The sequence below is a fragment of the Vibrio kasasachensis genome (assembly GCF_050337565.1).
GTDB lineage: Bacteria > Pseudomonadota > Gammaproteobacteria > Enterobacterales > Vibrionaceae > Vibrio > Vibrio kasasachensis.
Genome location: NZ_JAKJTB010000011.1, coordinates 263,905 through 285,560, shown reverse-complemented (window position 1 = coordinate 285,560; position 21,656 = coordinate 263,905). Strand labels below are relative to the sequence as shown.

The window sequence follows — 21,656 nt, the reverse complement described above, 5'->3', positions numbered from 1 at the left end:
CAACTTATTGAGCCATCATGATATACGCAATTCCTAGCAGCAACTTTCAAGTTGCCAATCACTTTTCTCGTTCACCTCAAGTGACGATTGTCGATGACAAACTCAACACCCAACACCATATCGTTTTAGTTGAAACTCCCTCCCAATGCGGCAAAAAAAAACAGTGGATGGAAATCATTGAAGCCCACAATGTTGAGGCGGTCGTTGTACGTTCTATCGGCAAAAAAATGCTTAAGCGCTTGTTTGATCATAAGTTAAAGGTGTTGGCATCGCCGGCAAAAGCGATAGTGAAAGAGTTGAACTTCGCTTCTCTTACAGTGGTTGAGAGTATTGAATATGGCAGAGAGCCTAAGAATAAAAGCACTTGTTGCAGCAGTAAAAAAGCGACAAAAACACCATCTGTTCTTCTCAGCCAGCCACAACCAATCTGTGATCCAACAAAAAGCGATACGATCAAAATCGGTTCGATAAAGAGGATTGGCCAATGACATTGGTTTTAACTCTAGCGGTATTTATTGGTTTTATTGCGTTGATGGCTATAGGCGTGATGTTTTCGCGTAAACCGATAGAAGGCAGTTGCGGAGGCTTGGCTCTGCTTGATATAGAGCGTGAGTGCAATTGCGAAGAGGTTTGCGCCGAGCACAGTAAAGTGCTCTATCAAATTCAAGAACCAGCACGACCTATTTGATGTGGTTGTATTTGCGACATTATTTTTTGAATTTAGCTTTGAAGTGTTATTTGAGCAGTAACAGCGCATGCCCGTTTATCAAACATTGCGCGACTTTACTTCGTGCTCGCTTAACAATGTTACCGAACGTCTGGCGAGATACTTGCATTTGGGCTGCGGCATCGAGCTGACTCAATCCTTCCTGATCAGCCAGTCGCAGCGCTTCTAATTCTTCAGGCAGCAACTCAATCTGTTGCAACTCGGGCATTGGTACACCATTTGGCTTAAAACAAGAATAAGGTGCTCGAGAACAGATTTGTCGATGAATTTTTGGGCGAGCCATAACATTATTCCAATCAGGCGAGAGTTTATCTATGCCAATTATTATTCCACACAATCACACTCGATGTGTCATTTGCCAACAGCCATTTTTTAATGATCAACCGCTACAGTTTGAAATGCTCGATACTGGGGCTGTACGTGCCGAGATTGTAGCAACTCAACGCACGCAGGGCTACGATGAAGTAATGCAAGGCGGGTTAGTGGCTGCGCTACATGATACTGCCATGCTTCATTGCTTATTTGGGCAAGGCATAAAGGCGATGACTGTAAAACTTGAAATGCGTTACCATTTTCCGGTTGTTCTCGAAAAGCTGTTGGTTATTGATGCTGCGCTCCTAAAATCAAAACATGGTGTCTATTTTCTGGAAAGCCAAGTTTCCATTGATGGCGTTATTTGCTCATCGGCCAAAAGCCAATTTATGTCAATTGCTTGAAACCAAAGCTGACAAAGATTTAGTATTGAGCAGATTATATGCAAACTCAGATGGCAGGATTAGTAATGACTCAGCAGTATTCTTTGAAAGGCGTATTTATAGGTAAGGTAGCCGAGCGCTATGGCATGACAACGGCAATGGACAAATCGCCAGTTGAAAAGCCTATATACCTATCAGCAATGGGTTTGGAAGGCGATGAATGTGCAGAAACCCGTTTTCATGGTGGAGTAGAGCGAGCGTTGCACCAATATCCAGCGGAGCATTATGAGTACTGGGCGAGCAAATATCGTAGTGACTCGGAGTGGATAGCACCTGGTATGGGGGAAAATATCAGTACTGTTGGCATGAGCGAATCAAATGTGTGTATTGGAGATCGTTATCAATGGGGCGAGGCGATCATTGAAGTCAGCCAACCACGCTCTCCATGTATGAAGCTTAGCCAACGGTGGGGTGTTGAAGGTTTTTCGATTGATATGCAAGACGTCAGTCGTTGTGGTTGGCTCTACCGGGTGATCCAGCCGGGGTTGGTGAGTGTGAATGAGCCCTTGGAATTGATTGAGCGTGTTGAGCAGCCCCTATCGATTCTTTCGGTTTGTGAACGATATTTTGGTGATCCATTAAACACACAAGGTCTTGAGCAATTATTCGCCCAGCAGCGTCTTTCAAAAAGTTGGCGTTCGAATGTTGAAAAGCGTTTAGATACTGGTGAAGTTGAAAACTGGAATTTCCGGCTTTTAGGACATGCGTAAATCGGAATAGATTGAATAATTAATATCAATTGTTGACCCGTCTATCAGTTAAGGGTTGAAGATGGTCTCGAACAGCAAAGAGGCAAGTAGATGTTAACAGTTACCCAATTGGCGAGAGAGTGCGGTATTTCACGTACCACGGTCCTATATTACGAGCGAGAGCAGCTATTAGTGCCCGCCTATCGTTCGGATAATGGATATCGCTGGTATGGAGAGATCGAAATGGAGCGGCTTAAAGCCATTTCATCGTATCGTTCATATGGGTTGCCAATAACAAGTATTCGCATTTTGTTGGATCGAAAAGATCAATCTCAAGCTCAAATCTTGAAAGAACATTTTGAGGACTTAGAGCGAGAGATTCAAACATTGCGATCGCAGCAAAAAGCCATCGTGGTGCTCCTTCAAGAACCAAACTTAATAGAGGATACGATTGTGACTAAACAGCGTTGGGTAGAAATTATGCAAGCGGCCGGTTTCACTGAATCAGACATGATTAAATGGCACCAAAAATTTGAGGAGATAGAACCGCAAGAGCATCAAAAATTCTTAGAATCTTTAGGCATTGAAGCTCAAGAGATCGACCAGATTCGCAAAATTTAGTAGAGAAGCCAGCCTTAGGGTTGGCTTTTTTAATGTTGGGAATTCAGGTATCTATGTCGCAAATCTTCAAGACTGCCACAGAGTCGCAAAGTAGGCTTGAGGCACAAGCAACTTTAAAGGAATCGATATGAAACTGAAATACACCATTATGTACGTTGAAAATGTGGCTGAGACATTAGAGTTCTACCGAGATGCGTTTGGCTTTGAGATCAAATTCTTGCATGAGAGTGGGGATTATGGCGAACTGAAAACCGGTGAAACGACGCTTTCATTTAGCTCGTTAGAGTTGATGAATCAGCTTGGTAAAGGAGCGGTAAAGCCGATGTCTTCAGCACCAACATTTGAGATTGCGTTTGAAACCGAACACGTTGAACTGCATTTGAAGCAAGCATTGGAGGCAGGAGCTAAATTAGTTCAAACAGTGGAAGAGATGCCTTGGGGTCAAACCACCGCTTATGTGCACGATCTTAATGGTTACCTTGTTGAGATATGCTCGCCTGTTCGAGTTCAGTAACCGGGGCTAAGTAGTTGGCTAGCGATATCTAAACGTTGATGCAGTTGTTTTGGCGTCACACCTAGCCAATGCCTGATTTCACGACTCATGTGTGCTTGATCTGAGTAATGGCATTGGTAGGCAACCTGACCTAATGATTGTTGAGCTAGTATCATTCTTGCCGCGCGTCGAACACGAGCTAAACGAAGCCAAAACATAGGCGAGTAACCAGTTTGAGATTTGAGCAATCTTTGTAACGTTCGGCTCGAAACACCTAATGTTATAGCAGCACTTTGAATACTGAGTGGCTCAGATTGCAAACAAGACAACACTTCTTCAACTTGATGAGTCTCTTGATGGGCTGAAGATTCAATCGCAGCGACCAACTCGCTAGTATTATGAATATGATGGTGGAGTTGACCTATGTTGAGTGAGTTGGTATTGAATCCTGCCGTTAGCCTAAGCCCCATCATCTGCTCGTTAGGTTGAAGTATAACGGGTGTCGCACAGGTATGTAGTGATGAGATCACTATACTCGGGGGAGCTTTTTCGTTAAATGTCACGATGACGTCTTGGCACCCGTCGGGCATTACCCACGTCGTGCGGAGCTGATCACTGTCACTATGCCAGATATCAATAACTACGTTATTCACACTCAGTCTCCTTCGACAATAATTCTACCCCAGTAACGTAATATATACCCAAGTGACTTCAAGATGCAGGATTCACAGTGTAAATTAGTGTGGCTTAAGGCAATAGAGCAAGCTGCGTTACTCAAGTCGCTTGCCACCGAGCTAAACTTATTTCTACTCAATATGATTGATAAATAGTATTTAATATCAATTCCTTACATTTTTCCGTCATGCTCTCTACAAATCAATTCACCGAAATCGCGTGTTAGCGTCATTTGCGTCAACTGACAGAAAAACTCTTTATCAGAGCGAATGTCGTGATGTCGACAAGTCTTACATACCCCAAAACTGACTTTATCGTTATCTTGTTGCATGTCGCTCAGTAGTTGTTTGAGCGTGGTTATCAGCTCTGGAGACTTGGTTTCAATGCCCTTTAACAACGGCACAAAGTGCGCTGGTGGACAAACCTGATGCACTAAGGTTTGACCCTGATCAGTTAGCTTAAGGTGTGAAATGCGTTTATCTCGCAGATCTTTGCTCTTGGTTATGAAGCCTTTATTTTCCAATAGCGTGATGGATTGAGAGGTTGTCCCTTTAGTGATCCCTAGAAACTCAGTCACTGCTGCGGGGGTATCACTGAATAAGTTGCAACGTTGTAGATAGTGTAGGATCTCAATATGTACAGGGTGCAAGCCATACTCGTTTCCCATTTGACGAGCTTCATTTCGAAGTAAGTTGCCAATTCTTTCTAGCAATTCATAGGTTTCGAATTGACTGACCATGTGTCCTCCCTTGTGATTATTCAAAAGCAGAATAGATTAAATTAGTTTTTAGTCGAAACTATGTTGACAACTATAGCTGATAGACTAATTTAAATATAGTTTCGACACAAAACTATATTGTGGAAAGAAGAATTTCAATACAAGGAGACAGTGATGAAAATGTCTATTCGGATCCTTAATAGCGTAGTTCTATGCATCAGCACAGGGCTAATGGGCAATGTTGCATTGGCTCATGAAAAAGAGCACCTAGTCGCTGATAGCAATAATGATATCGTAGCCAGCTTTGATGTGGTTCATGCCAAGGTAGTGAAAAAAAAGAACCACCTGATTTTTCAAACCGCAGTGCGCGATTCAATTGGTAAAGTGAAACCGCAAGCTATTGGTCAATTAGCCGGGGCGGAAGTGTTTAGCTATGTTTGGCCTACCACACTAAATTCAGCGGATATTGGATTTGATTCTGATAAAGGCATTGTGGCTTTGGCTGTTACTTCTCACCCTGATTTTGATGACACACCAAAGTACGATGAAAACGGCGATGGCGATTTATCAAACGATGGGGCGCAGTGGCATTCACACTGGGTGGTTTTGACTGAAGATGCTCAGTGTCCCGCTGGATTAACAGTGCGTGATATTCCAGCGGGTACAACAGTAAAAGTCCCTGCGACTTGGCCTGAGCTACCAATTTACATTGATAGCCCAGACTATGTGCCTAAATTTACTTCGACAGAACTGCGTGTGGAAGTACCTAAGGCGGATATCGGTTTAAACGATGCGTTTAATTTTGATGCGCTTACTGCGGTGTTGAAGGTCAATGAAAGTATTCATGCGCCGTTACTGTGCGTGACAGGTGTGTATGACATTGCTTCAGGCGATTTGTCTCTACCAGGTAACGTTAGTACCAAATAGCGACTAGAACGCAAATGAAAGAAAAGCCTCAAAGCGAAAAGGGGGCTTTTCTTCTCGGGATGTGTTCCGCAGCTGGTTGATCTTGTTAGTTAGGCGTGGCAACCCGTTGGTGCTTGGTGGTAGTGACGCTGTAACCAAGCCTGAGGTTGGTCATATGGTAAATATGATGAACAGCCTGTCTGTTGGCAGACTGTTTATAGACGCGATCGTATTCAGCGTATCAACAGTATTACATCCATTTTGAGAGTAGTTAAACCGTGCATATTCCCTCTTGTTTGCGCAACCCCTTCAATGATGCGTTTTAAGGTAGATTGAGTCGCATCCATCTATTTATTAGTGCCGAGGTTGCAGTCAATAACCTCACCGAACTTATCAATTGCACGGTAATATCAAAACCATCCCTTTTCCCTTCTGATTTTCCGCCGGTTGATGGTTGCTTGGTTGACTTTGACTCGGCGCTTCAATTGTTCCCCTTCAATTTCACGATACCTGAGTTTGTAAGCAAGGTAGTAGTAAGCAGTTTCGAGAATAAATTCGTAGGAAAGTGGCAGCCTTTAAATAAGAGAAAACGTGTGAATAAAAAGCAGTGTTGAGATTAATAGAAGCAGTTAAATATAGCGATAACCCTTCTTTTATCTTTAATGTGATATAGCGCATTTTTTTGATAGAGCCTGTCAACTTTATTTCCACTTTTGGTGCTATTATTTACAAAAAATTTTATGCAATTCTATATATTTCAATGACTTACAAGTTGGCACGGCTGTTGCTATATTATGGATGAATAATTAATTTTTTAATTAATAAAACTAATAAACAATATACTAATAGGAAACAAAACTATGAACCTACATGATAAAGGCTACAACACTAAAATCATCCACGCTGGCCAACACCCTGATGAAACGACTGGTGCACTTGCTACCCCTATCACTCAAACTTCTACGTTTGTTTTTGAAAGCGCTCAACAAGGTGCAGCTCGATTCGCACTTGAAGAGCCTGGCTATATTTACACTCGTATCGGAAACCCGACTCAAGCAGCGCTAGAAGAAAAACTTGCAGTGTTAGAAGGTGGCGAAGCGGCACTCGCGACAGCATCAGGCATCTCTGCTATTTCTACCACTTTATTGACTCTATGTGGGCAAGGCGATCACATTGTCTCTTCAGGTGCAATCTACGGTTGTACGCATGCTTTGTTATCACACAGCCTGCCTAAATTTGGTATTGACGTTGATTTCGTTGATGCGTCAAATGTCGACAATATTAAAGAAGCGATCAAACCAAATACCAAAATTGTTTACATCGAAACTCCAGCTAACCCAACACTAGCTATCATGGATGTTGAAGCATGTGCGAAACTAGCCCACGAAAATGGTGCCTTGTTGGTTGTTGATAATACCTTTATGTCGCCTTATTGCCAAAACCCACTTAAATTGGGTGCTGACATCGTAGTACATAGCTTGACTAAATACATCAATGGTCACGGCGATGTTGTTGCTGGTGCAATTATCGGTAAGCAAGACTTCATCAATCAAGCTCGCTTTGTTGGTGTAAAAGACATTACTGGTGGTGTTATCAGCCCATTCAACGCATGGCTAACATTACGTGGTATGAAAACTCTAGCAGTACGTATGGAGCGCCACTGTTCAAACGCGATGAAAGTTGCTGAATACCTAGAACAGCATCCAGCAATTTCAAAAGTTAACTACCCTGGTTTGCTTTCACATCCAAACCATGAATTAGCTAAAAAACAGATGTCAGATTTTGGCGGTGTGATCAGTTTTGAAATCCATGGCGGAGTAAAAGAAGGTCAAACCATCATGAACTCGGTTGAGCTTTGTTTACTAGCCGTAAGTCTTGGTGACACTGAAACATTGATTCAACACCCAGCTTCAATGACTCACTCTCCACTAACTCCAGAGCAAAGAATGGCTGCCGGTATTCCTGACGGATTAATCCGTATCTCTGTTGGTCTTGAAGATGCTGAAGATATTATCGCTGACCTTGATCAAGCATTCAAAAAAGCTATTGCTTAACTTTAATTAGTGTCCCCTATCAGTGCATGCGTGTCTGATAGGGGTACAGCTGGATACTCAAAAAATAAAAAAGACAATTTTCTAATATTGTTTATACGGAGTAGTTCATGTCCACGATTACAGCTACAAACGAAATAGATAAACATCAATACAAAAAAACTCCCCTGACCGCCTATGATGCAGGCTGGATTCTCTTAAATATCGGTATGGCCATTGGTGCTGGCACGGTGGTTGTTCCAGTGCAAATTGGTTTAAAAGGGCTCTGGGTTTTTGTTGCAGCTTTCTTAATTGCTTACCCTGCGACCTATATGTTGCAGAACCTCTACATGAAAACGTTATCCGAAAGTGATATATGCGAGGATTACTCGAATATCATCTCCCAGTATCTTGGGAAAAACTGGGGGATGATGCTGGGGATACTGTATTTCATCATGCTTGTTCATGGCATGTTTATTTATTCCACTGCAATTATTTATGATAGCGCCTCTTATTTAAACACTTTTGGGGTAACAGAAAGCGTATTATCCGATTCAGTCGCTTACACATTAATTGTTTTGACAGCGTTAATATTTGTTGCGTCCAGAGGTGAGAAGCTGCTCTTTAAAGTTTCAGGTCCATTGGTTGTGCTTAAAGTCAGTATTATTGTGGCGCTGGGTGTGATTATGGTTCCGCATTGGGATTTTAATAACATTAAGGCATTCCCTGGTATTGGTGATTTTACACGTGACGTATTGTTAACAATACCGTTTGCATTTTTCTCTGCGGTGTTTATCCAAATATTGAACCCAATGAACATTGCCTACAGAAAAAGAGAAGAGAATAAGGAGATTGCCACTTATAAAGCTATTCGTGTACATCGCATTGCTTATATTACACTAATAAGCATTATTCTATTTTTCTCATTTTCATTCTCACTTTCAATTACCTACGAACAAGCACTTGAAGCATTTAACCTGAATATTTCCGCCCTTGCTATGGCCGCGAAAGTTATTCCTGGAGAGCTCGTTAACGTCATGACGGTACTGCTAAATGTATCGGCTGTAGTAACGGCATTCTTTGGTATCTATTTAGGTTTCCAAGAAGCAGTGAAAGGTATTTTGGTTAATATCATTCAACGTTTTATTCCAGAAGAGAAAATCAACCACAAGGTGCTAGGTGCTAGTGTCTATGTATTTATTGTTCTGTTGCTGACTTTCTGGGTATCGCTAGGCTTCTCTGTGGTTATCTTCTTCCACATTGCCAGTCCACTTTATGGGATTGTGTCTTGTATTATCCCGTGCTATCTCATTTATCGAGTGCAGAAACTGCACAAGTTCAAAGGACTGCAAGCGCAGTGCGTGCTTTTCTTTGGTCTGTTGTTGGTTATTTCCCCGTTCTTCAAGTTCTTTGAATAGGGGAGCTTATGTCGCGGTGTAGTGATTGTACTATACTATACGGCGCTGTCCGGTAGGTTGCCTTTCCTGCCGGACAAAACATTGTTCATGTGGCACTCAACGTTATGAATTTAATGATTAATTCGAGTGCCCATGGATTCTCCAGTTAGCATTACCCATCTGATATCACTCTTCAAATATCCAAATATCCAAATATCCAAATATTAAAGTAACCAAATATTAAAATATTAAAATATTCAAGTAACCAGTCACGACTTAATGGAACGACGTCTGGTATATTTAAGGATAATTACAAATATCGAGCAGAGGCACATGGCAAACTTATCAATAAAAGCAAAACTAACCATCGCGTTCATTGTGGTCATAGCCATAATGACCGCCGTGCAGACCACTATTACCGGGAATCAGATCTCAGAAGAAACAACGCGTTCAATAACTCAACATGCTAATACCATTTTAGAAAGCAACGCGAATCGTATGTCGTACTGGATAAGCGATAAAATCAATATTGCCAGTGTATCTACCGAAGCTTTTAAGCATCCGGGAAATGAAGAGTCCTATTTGGCGACCACCACCAAAGCTGGTCAATTTAGAGTAGTTTACGCATCCGTAGATGATGGTCGGTACCTACTCGGCGCTAAGGTTGATGTACCCGAAGGATTCAACCCTAAAACGCGATCTTGGTACATAGAAGCTAAGAAAAAGAACACGGCACACTTAACGCAACCGTATCTTGATGCATCATCAAAGCAACTTGTGGTGACGATTTCAAAAGCCTTTTCAGTCGAAGGTGTGTCTGGTGTCTTAGCTGCTGATGTTGAGATAAGCGCTCTAGTAAACAACGCGGTCGACCTCAACGAGGAAGGGGTTATGGCGTTCATTACAAATAGCGATGGCGTGGTTGTCGCTCATCAAGACCAAAACCTAGCATTAAAAAGCATTAACAATATTACAGATGATCTAACCGCAGCAACAATAGAAGAGTTGGCGCGTAGCAAGGAACTTGTCGAAGCGACAGTCGCAAATAGAGAAGTATTATTGACTTCGCAAAGAGTCGCGAATACAGACTGGTTTTACACCGTTTTGATAGACAAAGAGTATGCGTTCACAGCTCACAGCAAGCTAATTGCTCAGTCGGTGACTATGGGCATTATCCAAGTGTTAATCATCGCTACGATCGCACTCGTGATTGTTAAAAAAGCACTTTTACCACTAACACGCCTAACCGAGTCTATGAAAGATCTTGCGGAGGGGAACGGTGACCTAACTAAACGTATCGAGGTGAAAACTAACGATGAAATTGGTCAATTGGCGAGTCAGGTCAACGCATTCATCAGTAAGCTGCAAGAAATAGTCAATGATATAGCCGGTTCATCACAAAATCTAGGTAACCAATCAGAGGTCAGTACGGATTTAACCGTGCAATTAAGTGACGCGTTAACAGCACAGCAAAATGAGGTTTCACAAATCGCTACCGCGGTTCACGAAATGTCAGCAGCGGCAGAAGAGGTGGCGACAAACGCTAGACATACAGCCGATTCAGCATTGAGTTCAAAGGAGCATTGTGACGAAGGTAAGCGCGTCATTAATCGAAACCAAGACTCCATCACCAACCTAGCACAGCAGCTTGATAATGCAGCGAAAACAGTTGGCGATCTGGAGCAAAATGCTCAAGACATCGATACCATCATATCAACCATTAGTAATATATCTGAGCAAACCAATCTGTTGGCTCTAAATGCTGCGATTGAAGCGGCTAGGGCTGGGGAGCAAGGACGCGGTTTTGCAGTCGTTGCGGATGAAGTCCGAGTGCTTTCACAGCGTACACACAGCTCTACGGTTGAAATTCGAGACATGATTGAAAGTCTTCAGCAAAATAGTACAGAAGCGGTTGAGTCTATGACGAGAAGTCGTGATCTTGCGTCATCAAGTGTGGATGATGCAAATGATGCAACTGCCGCGTTGGAAAAAATTACCCTCTCGATACAAGAGATTTCGGACATGGCATCGCAGATATCGAATGCCGCCTCCGAACAAAGAACGGTTACTGAGGAGGTAAGCGTAAACATCCAGCAAGTTAGTGATATCTCAACGTATCTAACAGATGAAGCGTCAAAATCAAGAACACTGTCAGAAGATTTAAGGAAAATTGCGGTGTGTCTCAACGAACAAGTCAATCAGTTTAAGCACTAGGCAAAAGGGCGCATTTAATGCGCCTTTTTTATTACTTCAAGTAATGACAAATTACGAAAGTGGTACTGTTATTATATGTTATATAAATTGTTTCCAAATTATGTCCAATTTGTTGGGTGTGGAAATCGTTTCATTGGCATGCTCCGAAAAGATTAGTTGTCTTGGGTCACATATTTCGTTAACCATTTTCGATTTATAACCACTATATTTTTAGACTATTGTCTGGTTTGCCGGTAATTAATTTATTATTAACCTTGGGCTCATTACTTTCTCGCCATATTTACATCTGAAATCAGCATATTTGCATCGACCAGTAAATTTGCGACAGAGCCCTCAAAGTACACCGAAAATTAAGGCAAAAGTTTCGCACATTCAGCGTATTTACCAAATTTCGATTTAACTCAAACAATTACTATTTTATGTTCGATTATTATAATTTAATTATAGTGGTTATCATGCTTGTTGTTGAATGGAATATAGAAACTATTGATCGTACTGCGATGATTTCTGATATCATCGAGGAATTTATAAAATTTGATATTTATATTGATACCTTGCGTGTATCACCCTGTAACATCTTTATCCGATTTAACATTACTCCTGAGTTTAAATTGGAATGCTTACTTTATAAACTTCTGAGCTTTCATGATATTCTAAGTGTGTGCCCTACTAAAGATGCAATGTCGACGCTATCTCCCTCTGATTGTGGACACATTATTATAACAAATCAAGGTGTTATCACTCAATTTAATCACATAGCAGAAGAAAATTTTAACTTATCAAGTTGTGACATTATAGGGGAAAACATCTCATCAATTTTAGTTTGGGATGAAATTAAAGATTTTCTCGCTGGGGATATATATCGAAAAGAGATAAAGAATAAAACCAGTCATACTCAACTTAACTGTACTATTCGCCCTATTTTACAGCGGAGAAAAGTTACAGGTGCGATTGTTATTATTAATAATAAAACTATCAATTCCAACTGTAATAAAAAATGTTCACCAAAGCTACAAAATGGAAAATCAGGTTCACCAATAGACGACATCATCTATTCTAGTCTTAATATGTCAACCTGCCTGACTTCTGCTAGAAAGATAGCAAAAAGCAAATATGCGGTTCTCATCCGTGGAGAGACGGGAACAGGGAAAGAATTAATTGCTAGAGAAGTTCATAATGCTAGCGATCGAAAAGACTGCGCATTTGAAGCAATAAATTGTGCTGCAATCCCTGAGCCATTGGTTGAAAGTGAGCTCTTCGGCTATGAAGGCGGTGCTTTTAGTGGCGCACTTAAAGGCGGCAAGATGGGGCTGTTTGAAAGCGCTAACCATGGCACTATTTTTCTTGATGAATTTGGTGAGCTCTCACTTTCATTGCAAAGTAAATTATTACGAGTGCTGCAAGACGGTATGATTAAACGAGTTGGAGGACTGACTGATCGATACGTGGACGTACGAATCATCGCTGCCACCAACCAAAACCTAGAGTATTTAATAGAGCAAAAACAATTTCGTGAAGATCTCTACTATCGCGTGAATATTCTTCCCATCAATATTCCGCCATTGAGAGAACGCCCAGATGATATTATTCCGCTAGTGAACTACTTTACCCAAAAATACTCTCTCGAGTTGAACAAAAAAATCATACTGTTGCCAAGTGCTCTTGAGGTATTGTCGGCTTATTCATGGCCAGGAAACATACGAGAGCTAAAAAATGTTTTGCTCAGAACGATGCTATTAACTGAAAACTCTGAGATCTCGGGTACAGATATTTTCCTTCCAGCGGATAAATGTACTGGCGCTATTAAGAAAGATGGCAGTATTAAGAAAGATGGTAGTATTAAAGTGATGATCGAAAATCAAGAGCGAGAAATGATCAAGCAATCTCTGATCTCACTGGGCTCTGCAAGAAAGGTCGCTAATCAAGTCGGGTTGTCACACACCACGGTACTCAATAAAATTAAGCAATATGATTTGGAGTATCTTCTATCAAGTAAAAAGAAAGCAGTAGTCGCTTAGGAATCAATGAAAGGGTACAACTACGCGTTTGCTGCCTAATTGTATCTGAACTTTTTGTATCTAAAAGTTAGCGAAGAGCGGATTTCAGCCACCAATGCGACTGAAATCCGAGTGGTTTATTTTGCTATCTCAACGTCCATTTAAATAAACGTTGAGATAACTCTAGCAGCAACGTTGTTAGTACCGATGACCATTACGGCTAAAACGTTACAGCTGGTTAGTAAAGGTACGGCTTATTACCTCTTGTTGTTGTTCACTCGTTAGTGAATTAAAGCGAACAGCGTAACCCGAAACACGAATAGTCAGCTGAGGGTATTTCTCTGGGTGATCAATCGCATCAAGCAGCATTTCGCGGTCAAGTACATTCACGTTAAGGTGCTGACCACCTTCAACCTCATGCGCTGAACCTTCGCCTTCATAATGGAAATAACCATCAATCAAACCAACTAGGTTTTTCTTCTGACCATCATTATCTTTTCCTAATGCATTCGGTACGATAGAAAATGTGTATGAAATTCCATCTTTCGCATACGCAAAAGGCAGTTTGGATACTGATGTTAATGACGCTACAGCGCCTTTTTGATCGCGACCATGCATTGGGTTTGCACCTGGTGCAAATGGAGTTCCCGCACTACGACCATCTGGCGTGTTACCGGTTTTCTTACCATATACTACATTGGAAGTGATGGTTAAGATTGACTGAGTTGGTACCGCATTGCGATAAGTTGGTAGCACTTTAAGCTTTTTCATAAAGCGTTCAACTAAATCACTGGCAATGTCGTCAACTCGCGCATCATTATTACCAAATTTAGGGTAATCACCTTCAATAATAAAATCAGTCGCAAGACCAGATTCATCTCGAATTGGGCGCACTTTCGCATATTTAATGGCTGACAATGAGTCAGCTACTACTGATAAACCGGCTAAGCCACACGCCATGGTACGAGAAACATCACGATCATGAAGAGCCATCAATGACGCTTCGTAGCTGTATTTATCGTGCATGAAGTGGATTAAATTCAATGCACTCATGTATTGAACAGACAACCAGTCCATGAATTGATCTAGGCTTGTCATCACGGTGTCATAGTCTAGTACTTCGTCCATTAGTGGTGCTGTTTTAGGACCCACTTGGATTTTTAGCTTTTCATCGACGCCGCCGTTGATGGAGTAAAGTAGTGTTTTCGCTAGGTTGGCACGAGCACCAAAGAACTGCATATGTTTACCCAGCACCATTGGGCTAACACAACAAGCAATACCGTAATCATCACTGTCGAAGTCGGTACGCATTAGATCATCATTTTCGTATTGCAAAGAAGAAGTGACGATAGACATTTGTGCCGCATAATTTTTAAAGCAGATCGGTAATTGTTCAGACCAAAGAATAGTTAAGTTTGGCTCTGGTGATGACCCCATCGTATGCAGTGTATGGATATAACGGAAAGAGTTTTTACTAACAAGCGTACGACCATCAAGACCTGTACCGCCAATAACTTCCGTTGCCCAAATAGGATCACCAGAGAACAGATCATCAAACTCAGGTGTACGTAGGAAGCGTACCATACGAATTTTCATGATGAAGTGATCAATGAGTTCTTGAGCTTGAATTTCTGTTAAACGACCGGCTTTCAAATCTCGTTCGATGTATATATCTAAGAACGTTGCTGTTCGTCCTAATGACATAGCGCCGCCATTTTGTGATTTAACCGCAGCAAGGTAAGCAAAGTACAGCCACTGCACCGCTTCTTGTGCATTCATCGCTGGACGTGAAATATCAAAACCGTACTTAGCAGCCATTTCTTGAATTTGCAGCAAGGCACGTTTCTGCTCTGCTAGTTCTTCACGTGAACGAATAATATTTTCAAGGTCAATACCAGCTTCTAAATCCGCTTGAAGAGAGGCAAATTGCAATTTACGCTCTTCTACGAGGTAATCCATACCATACAAAGCAACACGACGGTAATCGCCAATAATACGACCACGACCATAGCCATCGGGTAAACCGGTTAATACGCCTGATTTACGGCAACGTAAAATATCAGGTGTATAAACATCAAATACCCCTTGGTTGTGCGTTTTACGTATATCGGTAAATAGGTGCTCAAACTCTGGGTCCATTTCTTTGCCGTAAGCTTCAAACGAGCTGCGGATCATCTTGATACCGCCGTAAGCATGAAGCGCACGCTTTAATGGTTGATCCGTCTGTAGACCAACAATGGTTTCTAATCCTTGATCAATATAACCAGGTCCGTGAGCCGTAATGGTTGTGGCTACATTGATATCAAAATCAACAGGGGCGTGAGTGGCATTTTCTTGCTTGATGCCGACCATGACTTTTTCCCACAGCGTTTTTGTTGCTGGAGTTGCCTCTGCTAAGAAACTTTCATCGCCTTCATAAGGTGTATAGTTTTGTTGAATAAAGTCACGTACGTTGATGGAGCTTTTCCATTCTGTGCCTTTGAATTCACTCCATGCATCACTGTACGGTGATGCTTGTGTATTTATTGATAATTTCATGAATATTTTCCTAAATTAAACATTGAACGTCGCAAGGTTTATATCGCTTAAACGAATTGCATCGAGTGCTATCATTTTTTCTTCATTTGTCGGGATCACTGCGCAGGTTACGCAAGAGCTTTCTGTGCTGATGATCCGCTCTCCAAAGCGGTTAGATAGATCGTTCTTTTCTTCGTCTATTTCTAACTTAAATACTTGTAAGTGCTCGAGAACTAAGCGGCGAATAAGTGATGAGTTTTCGCCAATACCGCCAGTAAATATAATTCCATCTAGGCGTGATAAAGACGCGGCATGACCAGCAATATGGCGAGCAATACGATGAACAAACGTTTTGATTGTCAAAATCGCACGTTCATTACCTTTATGCCATTCTTGTTCTAGATCGCGTAAATCTGATGAAATTCCTGATAACCCTAAGAGACCGGATTCTTCGTTCACAACGCGCTCTAATTCATCAAGTGACTGGTTTGTTTGTTTCGCAATCCGGACCATGGCACCAAAATCGACATCGCCACAACGGGTACCCATCATTAGCCCTTCAAGTGGTGTCATCCCCATGGACGTATCGACACTTTTTCCGTTGCTAACCGCACAAATGGATGAGCCATTACCTAGGTGGGCGATAACAATGCCGCTATCTTGTTTAGGCTTTTTCACCAATCCATATGCCTGATTAGAGACATAGCGGTGTGAGGAGCCATGGAAACCATAACGGCGAACATGATGCTTCTCGTAGTACTCCCAAGGCAGCGCATACAGATATGCTTCAGGAGCAAGCGTTTGGTGAAAGCTGGTATCAAATGCAGCAACTTGTTGCGCTGAAGGAAATAACTTCTGAGTCATTTCGATACCCATTAGATTGGCTTTGTTATGTAAAGGGGCAAGGTCGGAGACAGAACGGATTTCTTCAATCACTCTATCTGTAATTAAGGTTGAATCTTTGAAGATATTTCCCCCGTGAGCCACGCGGTGACCAACGGCAACAACACTATTAGTGAGATCTCTTTGTTCTAATTCCAATGCAATGGCGTTGAATGCAGCTTCATAGCCTTTATGAAGCAGCACCGTTTTAGGACCGCCATTAACAGAGAAACAAGCACTATCGCTATTGATGTTCTCAATAACACCCAATAGTAATTCATCGCTGCTTTCCACATCGATGACAGAAAACTTCACCGAAGAAGAACCACAATTAATCACCAATACAATCATTTATATACTCGCTTATTTCATTAAAATAGTTTGTAAACTATATTTAAGATGGTTCCATAATTTTGTTTATATATGATAACCATCAAAAATGAATGGTATTTCTCTACCTAGATAGCAAACTTTAAGCCAACTTTTATCTTGTTGAAATATATGGTTTTTGTTTTATCTCCATCGCATTATGGAAAGATATAACACGGAAAGTGGAAATAAAATTTACAATAATTGAATGAGGAGTGATGTCATTGAGCCATATTTCATGGCATCACTTGGATATAATATCCTGAGCTTGTTCTGGAAAGGTCTAATAAAATTAGATGGATTAAAAGAATGCTCTATGGCTATAGAAACACAGAGTACTTCTTTTTAGATTAAAGCGGCTATCGCTGGAAAAAACTCACTGAACCATAAAAAAGCCTCTTAGCGTAAGGGGGATTTGCTAAGAGGCGGTGCGCTATCGCTAAGCTAACAAGGATTTGATCGAAGTACCGTGTTCAGGTGGTTCGGCGTTGAAAAAAGTGCAAACACTCGCGCCCACATCAGACATCGTTGCTCGCTGCCCAATGTCGATAGAGGTTTTATCTATTTGATAAGCCAGCAGTGGTACCTGTTCGCGGGTGTGTTTTGTATGACCGATAAATGGGTCGTTACCGTGATCGGCCATGACAATGAGCACGTCATCAGGGGCCATGTTGGCCATTACTTGGCTTAAACCCACATCAGCACGCTCGAGTACTCGCCAATACTGTTTTGGATCTTGCTGATGACCTGAAAGATCAGTTTCTTGTACATTGGCACAGAAGAAGCCTTGTGAATTTCGTTTTAAATCTTGGTTCAATAGGCGGAACACTTCATCAGTATCAACAATCGAAAGATAAGACTGCCCGTGGGGATTTTGTACGATGTCGGCCACTTTGCCATACAGCCATGTTTTGATGTTTTGTTGATGGATTAGCCATGGTACTTGGGTGTCAGGATTCACTCCGTAACCTAAGTGAGCCACTTGGAAACCTTTGTCATAAGCGCCACTATCTGGGGCATTAACGCCAATATAAGCCGCTTTGCCGTCGGCATTCACTTTGACTTCGATTGCGTTAAGAACACGCTGCATACTGTGTGAATCACCGGCAAAATCAATATCACCACCAAAGGCAATGTTTCGACTTACAGGGTTTGATCCACGTACGACCGCTGCAATTTCAAGTAATCTTTTGAAAGAGACCAAATTGAAGTTACATGTCAGGTTATAGACTTGCCCTAAATCGGCTTCTAAGTTATCACCGATTACCACGCCCTTTTCAACCACCAGTAAAGTCAAGCCTTGCTGAGTGAAGCGTTCTACTTGGTAGCCATGTTCTAACAATGCCGCTTCAATCTTTGGCAATGCTTGTTGGAAGGGCTGTACCAAAGGTGGCTTTGGTTGCGTCCCCATGATCTCTTGGTGACCCATAAATGTATCACCACCCTCATGAGCAAGCCATGCAAAGCCAGTGTTGGCTTTCGGGTTGGGGTGCATAATCGAACTAGGGTTGTTGACCACATTTTGTAAGCCGAGCTTCTCTAGGGTTGGCAGACGTTTGAGTGGAAAATGACTCAGCAGTTTGTACGCCGTATTTGCCCCAGAATCTTGTGGACGAACGTTAATGACATCAGGCATTTCACCCACGCCAAAGCCATCCAAAACCACAACAATAAATCTAGCCATGAAATACCTCGCTTGAGGTTAACCTATTACCAAGTGAGTCATAAATTGCTATTACTTGTGGGTTATTACTTGATACTCCTTTCACCAACGCTACATCACTGCGAGTCGCGAAAACTTGCGTACGATAAGCCATAATAACGGGAGCCCCAATAGGATGTAACCCGGCAATGCGTAGGTGGTAGTCAATACTGTCGTGATCATCATTGTATATACTGACGGTTTGGTATTGAACGCCTTGATACACTAGCCCATTCTCTAGTGCCCCCCTCCGATAATACCCACCAGCAAAGCAATAACTGTCTTTGCCATAATGGTGAGAAACTTCGCTTAAATACAGCATGGCGATACGTTCAGCTTGTGGTGCTGCTGCATTGGACGGCATTGTGCCGGTTAATGCGTGTCCGGGTTCACCATGTGTGCAACCGTATTCCGCCAACAATGGTAGTGTCTCGATACAGGTAGCGGAAGGAGCGTTGATTTGATTACACGTAATGCCTAAGGCTTGTAGACTATTTTTAGCTTCAATTAGGGTGGTTAGATTTGAAGTAGGAAGTGTCGATCCTGTTTCGCTGTCGAACAAAAAGCATGGAAAATGTGTCACACCTTCGATATACACGTTAGGCATGGCTTGGATTTCTGTCACTACTTTTTCAATCTCCTCAATTGGAAAGCCTGACTCCTGATTGATATAGAGCTGATCTCGTGAATGGAAAAATTTCAGTAGCAATGCTTGCTTACGGTTAGCCTGTTGCGCGGCATCTGAAATTTGCTTCACCTTATCTAAGCTATAAACCGTAATGACTTGAGGTTTAATCGAAGTGACCAACTGTTTTATCATATGGCTTGGCGGTTGAACTAAGTGACCGACATTGGCTATGGGTAACCCATGAGCAGCCATGATGCGTGCTTCTTTAAAATCAACGCACACTACTCCGTCAAAACCACATTGTTCAATCAACATTTTTGCCAATATTGGATTGCGACCAAACTGTTTGGTCATAGCAAATAATTTAATCCCAAATTGGTTGGCGCTTTTTTTCAACAAATGCGCGTTTTCAATCAGTTGGTCTACATCAATGACCGTCGAGTCTGGTAGTAATTCCCCTTGTTCAAATAAGCTAAGCGCGGCTTTAATTAAGTCGGGATTTTGCTTTTGTAACGCTTCTAAAAACATATTCTCCCCTTTTCAGGAATGAGCTGATCCTGCACATACTTTTTGTGATGCGCGGTTAATAACAATCAACAGTGTCTCGTTTGGTGAGTGGTATTAAGCTGAAGATCAGCTCTTATCGTTTATTTAACTAAAGTGCGAATAACCCAACAACATGAAGGAGATTTAGAATCACACCCGTTAAGATTGCTGCTACAGCAGGTGCGGCGATCTTAAGTATTGGACGTCCCATGATTTCGTTGAGATAGAACAGCATCGCAAATATGGTAAAGCCAGTAGTTGACCCCATTTTCATTACCGCAAGTACACCACCGATTAATAGGGCGAACTCCATTAAGGTGTTCATAGAGTTACGGATATTGTCAGATGCGTTACGAATAGAAGGGAACTGTTCTAAGAAACGTCCAATACCACGCAGTAAATACACTTCGAAACAAATGGTGACGGCACCCAATACGGCAGCAACGGCAATGTTAGGGGACAAGTAACCGACCACAAAGACAAAGGTCATCCCCACCACGCCATAAACGCCAGTCGCTAGTGCGGTCGTTGCAATCAGCGGAATAAAACCAAGACCGCGCATGAATTCAGATAGCGCCACTTGTTTCATTGCCGCATCTTGTGCTTCGGGATCGGTAATTTTAAGTGCATCAGCCAGTGAGTATATGGAGACTTCTGAACCTGCGAAGATACCAGCATTAGATACAGCAGCAATCAATGCACCAGTAACAGCAAGGAAAGGTAAGTGTTTTACAATTCGCTTAGTTCGCTCGTCAAAGATGCTGTGCAGCCCTGACATATCAGGAGCTTGTATACCTGCTTTTCGGTCTGCTAAATCTTTGCGTACCGCAAAAAGTACCAGCATCATCATACCAACGAAGATTTGGATTGATTCAGGATAGATGCCCGTGTGCTTAATGATCATTAGACGTGAAGCCAAAATAACCACTGAAGCAATGGCCCCAGATCTCCAACCAAATTGGTAGAAAATAGCCAGTAGTGGGAACAAGGCGAATGCTGACATAACAGGAGTGCCGAGTTCACCTAGCGCGCCGAGAGCATCAATTGGAAGACCAGTTAGTACTGCATTAACCCCTGCAAGAGAGGTAACAACTAGTACGCCCCAAAGACCGCCAGCCAAAGCGGCAAGTACGCGGCTACCAATCATTACGCCGAGAATATCTGTCGGCAAGAATAGCAACCATGGGTTCAGCAGACCCGTTGAAAGGGTAAAAGAAATACCAACTGAAGCAACGAAGCCAATCGATAAACCAAAGGCGACAGAGCCTGCGTCACGTCTTGTCATATTGCCTTCAAAGAGTTGCGGCAATACAGGGCGAATACCATCATGGAAAACGGCTGCGCTCATGTTAGCGATCAATGCGGTCATTGCGCATAATGCCGCAACGAGTCCAATGTGCATAATATCCATATTACTGTCCTTACTTCACTGCGAGCAGTTTAGTGAGCATGGGTATTGCGTGCTCAATATGTTCGATAGATAAGCCAAACGCGACGTAGCCTTTATCTATAAATTGTTCGACTTGATCGTGTTTTGCTTGGATGGCAGGTTTTGCAATGGTACAGCTTTGCCCATAGCCGATGATGGCGATCGCCATGGCAAGCGCTCCCCCAGCTCCGGTGTTGCAGCAGCCAATGAAATAATCCATTTCACCTGATTTTACTTTCATTGCAGCATCCATATCTGTGAGGATGTGGCATTCAAAGGTATCGGGCATTGTTGCCTCGATCTGTTGCTTGATTTGTTCTCGCTGCAAACCAGCAATGGCAATTTTTTTCATGTTCTATCC

Annotated in this window: 20 protein-coding genes; 11 read left to right on the top strand and 9 right to left on the bottom strand. The window is 42.2% G+C overall.

Annotated features, from left to right (window positions below):
• The first annotated feature begins 17 nt into the window (after positions 1 to 17).
• Together L4C38_RS08165 and nqrM are read left to right on the top strand one after the other, a co-directional pair.
• Positions 18 to 488, top strand: coding sequence for a NifB/NifX family molybdenum-iron cluster-binding protein (locus L4C38_RS08165; RefSeq protein WP_428797040.1), 471 nt, complete (start codon positions 18 to 20; stop codon positions 486 to 488).
• On the top strand, positions 485 to 688 hold the full coding sequence (gene nqrM, locus L4C38_RS08160; protein WP_428797039.1) for a (Na+)-NQR maturation NqrM: 204 nt from the start codon (positions 485 to 487) through the stop codon (positions 686 to 688). The genes L4C38_RS08165 and nqrM overlap by 4 nt, the downstream gene beginning before the upstream one ends.
• Positions 689 to 734: 46 nt before the next feature.
• Here the strand turns inward: nqrM and L4C38_RS08155 are convergent, their stop codons facing one another.
• A complete protein-coding gene (locus L4C38_RS08155) occupies positions 735 to 1,010 on the bottom strand; it encodes a DUF134 domain-containing protein (protein WP_428797038.1) in 276 nt (91 codons plus the stop codon).
• A 31-nt stretch (positions 1,011 to 1,041) separates the two neighbouring features.
• Between L4C38_RS08155 and L4C38_RS08150 the strand changes: the two genes are divergently transcribed.
• From L4C38_RS08150 to L4C38_RS08135, 4 genes are all read left to right on the top strand, one after another.
• On the top strand, positions 1,042 to 1,443 hold the full coding sequence (locus L4C38_RS08150; protein ID WP_428797037.1) for a PaaI family thioesterase: 402 nt from the start codon (positions 1,042 to 1,044) through the stop codon (positions 1,441 to 1,443).
• A 65-nt stretch (positions 1,444 to 1,508) separates the two neighbouring features.
• Positions 1,509 to 2,192 (top strand): MOSC domain-containing protein, encoded by a 684-nt coding sequence (locus L4C38_RS08145; RefSeq protein WP_428797174.1) that lies wholly within the window; start codon positions 1,509 to 1,511, stop codon positions 2,190 to 2,192.
• Positions 2,193 to 2,282: 90 nt separating this feature from the next.
• Positions 2,283 to 2,792, top strand: a complete 510-nt coding sequence (locus L4C38_RS08140) for a MerR family transcriptional regulator (RefSeq protein ID WP_428797036.1) — start codon at positions 2,283 to 2,285, stop codon at positions 2,790 to 2,792.
• 127 nt (positions 2,793 to 2,919) lie between these two features.
• Positions 2,920 to 3,306, top strand: a complete 387-nt coding sequence (locus L4C38_RS08135) for a VOC family protein (protein WP_428797035.1) — start codon at positions 2,920 to 2,922, stop codon at positions 3,304 to 3,306.
• On the opposite strand, the gene L4C38_RS08130 is transcribed toward L4C38_RS08135, so the two are convergent.
• Both L4C38_RS08130 and L4C38_RS08125 read right to left on the bottom strand, forming a co-directional pair.
• Positions 3,300 to 3,938 carry a helix-turn-helix transcriptional regulator gene (locus L4C38_RS08130; RefSeq protein ID WP_428797034.1) on the bottom strand — a complete coding sequence of 213 codons (639 nt, stop codon included), beginning with the start codon at positions 3,936 to 3,938 and terminating at the stop codon, positions 3,300 to 3,302. The genes L4C38_RS08135 and L4C38_RS08130 overlap by 7 nt on opposite strands.
• A gap of 194 nt (positions 3,939 to 4,132) precedes the next feature.
• A complete protein-coding gene (locus L4C38_RS08125; RefSeq protein WP_428797033.1) occupies positions 4,133 to 4,699 on the bottom strand; it encodes a MarR family winged helix-turn-helix transcriptional regulator in 567 nt (188 codons plus the stop codon).
• Between the two features lie 153 nt (positions 4,700 to 4,852).
• Between L4C38_RS08125 and L4C38_RS08120 the strand changes: the two genes are divergently transcribed.
• The 5 genes from L4C38_RS08120 (at position 4,853) to L4C38_RS08100 (ending at position 13,243) form a co-directional block, all read left to right on the top strand.
• Positions 4,853 to 5,605, top strand: a complete 753-nt coding sequence (locus tag L4C38_RS08120; RefSeq protein WP_428797032.1) for a hypothetical protein — start codon at positions 4,853 to 4,855, stop codon at positions 5,603 to 5,605.
• Between the two features lie 839 nt (positions 5,606 to 6,444).
• Entirely contained in the window at positions 6,445 to 7,638 is a 1,194-nt protein-coding gene (gene megL / locus L4C38_RS08115) for a methionine gamma-lyase (RefSeq protein ID WP_428797031.1), read from the top strand.
• 107 nt (positions 7,639 to 7,745) lie between these two features.
• Positions 7,746 to 9,032: an SLC5/6 family protein gene (locus L4C38_RS08110; protein WP_428797030.1), complete on the top strand. Its 1,287-nt coding sequence runs from the start codon at positions 7,746 to 7,748 to the stop codon at positions 9,030 to 9,032.
• A 312-nt stretch (positions 9,033 to 9,344) separates the two neighbouring features.
• Positions 9,345 to 11,225 carry a methyl-accepting chemotaxis protein gene (locus L4C38_RS08105; protein ID WP_428797029.1) on the top strand — a complete coding sequence of 627 codons (1,881 nt, stop codon included), beginning with the start codon at positions 9,345 to 9,347 and terminating at the stop codon, positions 11,223 to 11,225.
• A gap of 455 nt (positions 11,226 to 11,680) precedes the next feature.
• Positions 11,681 to 13,243, top strand: coding sequence for a sigma-54 interaction domain-containing protein (locus L4C38_RS08100; RefSeq protein WP_428797028.1), 1,563 nt, complete (start codon positions 11,681 to 11,683; stop codon positions 13,241 to 13,243).
• A gap of 207 nt (positions 13,244 to 13,450) precedes the next feature.
• Here L4C38_RS08100 and pflB read toward each other — a convergent pair whose 3' ends face one another.
• From pflB to L4C38_RS08070, 6 genes are all read right to left on the bottom strand, one after another.
• Positions 13,451 to 15,760: a formate C-acetyltransferase gene (pflB, locus tag L4C38_RS08095; RefSeq protein WP_428797027.1), complete on the bottom strand. Its 2,310-nt coding sequence runs from the start codon at positions 15,758 to 15,760 to the stop codon at positions 13,451 to 13,453.
• Positions 15,761 to 15,775: 15 nt separating this feature from the next.
• Positions 15,776 to 16,972, bottom strand: a complete 1,197-nt coding sequence (tdcD, locus tag L4C38_RS08090) for a propionate kinase (RefSeq protein ID WP_428797026.1) — start codon at positions 16,970 to 16,972, stop codon at positions 15,776 to 15,778.
• Positions 16,973 to 17,429: 457 nt separating this feature from the next.
• Positions 17,430 to 18,674, bottom strand: a complete 1,245-nt coding sequence (locus L4C38_RS08085; RefSeq protein ID WP_428797025.1) for a phosphopentomutase — start codon at positions 18,672 to 18,674, stop codon at positions 17,430 to 17,432.
• Positions 18,667 to 19,848: a YhfX family PLP-dependent enzyme gene (locus tag L4C38_RS08080; RefSeq protein WP_428797024.1), complete on the bottom strand. Its 1,182-nt coding sequence runs from the start codon at positions 19,846 to 19,848 to the stop codon at positions 18,667 to 18,669. The genes L4C38_RS08085 and L4C38_RS08080 overlap by 8 nt, the downstream gene beginning before the upstream one ends.
• Positions 19,849 to 19,975: 127 nt before the next feature.
• Positions 19,976 to 21,277 (bottom strand): YhfT family protein, encoded by a 1,302-nt coding sequence (locus tag L4C38_RS08075; protein ID WP_428797023.1) that lies wholly within the window; start codon positions 21,275 to 21,277, stop codon positions 19,976 to 19,978.
• A 10-nt stretch (positions 21,278 to 21,287) separates the two neighbouring features.
• A complete protein-coding gene (locus L4C38_RS08070) occupies positions 21,288 to 21,647 on the bottom strand; it encodes a DUF2620 domain-containing protein (protein ID WP_428797022.1) in 360 nt (119 codons plus the stop codon).
• Positions 21,648 to 21,656 lie beyond the last annotated feature (9 nt).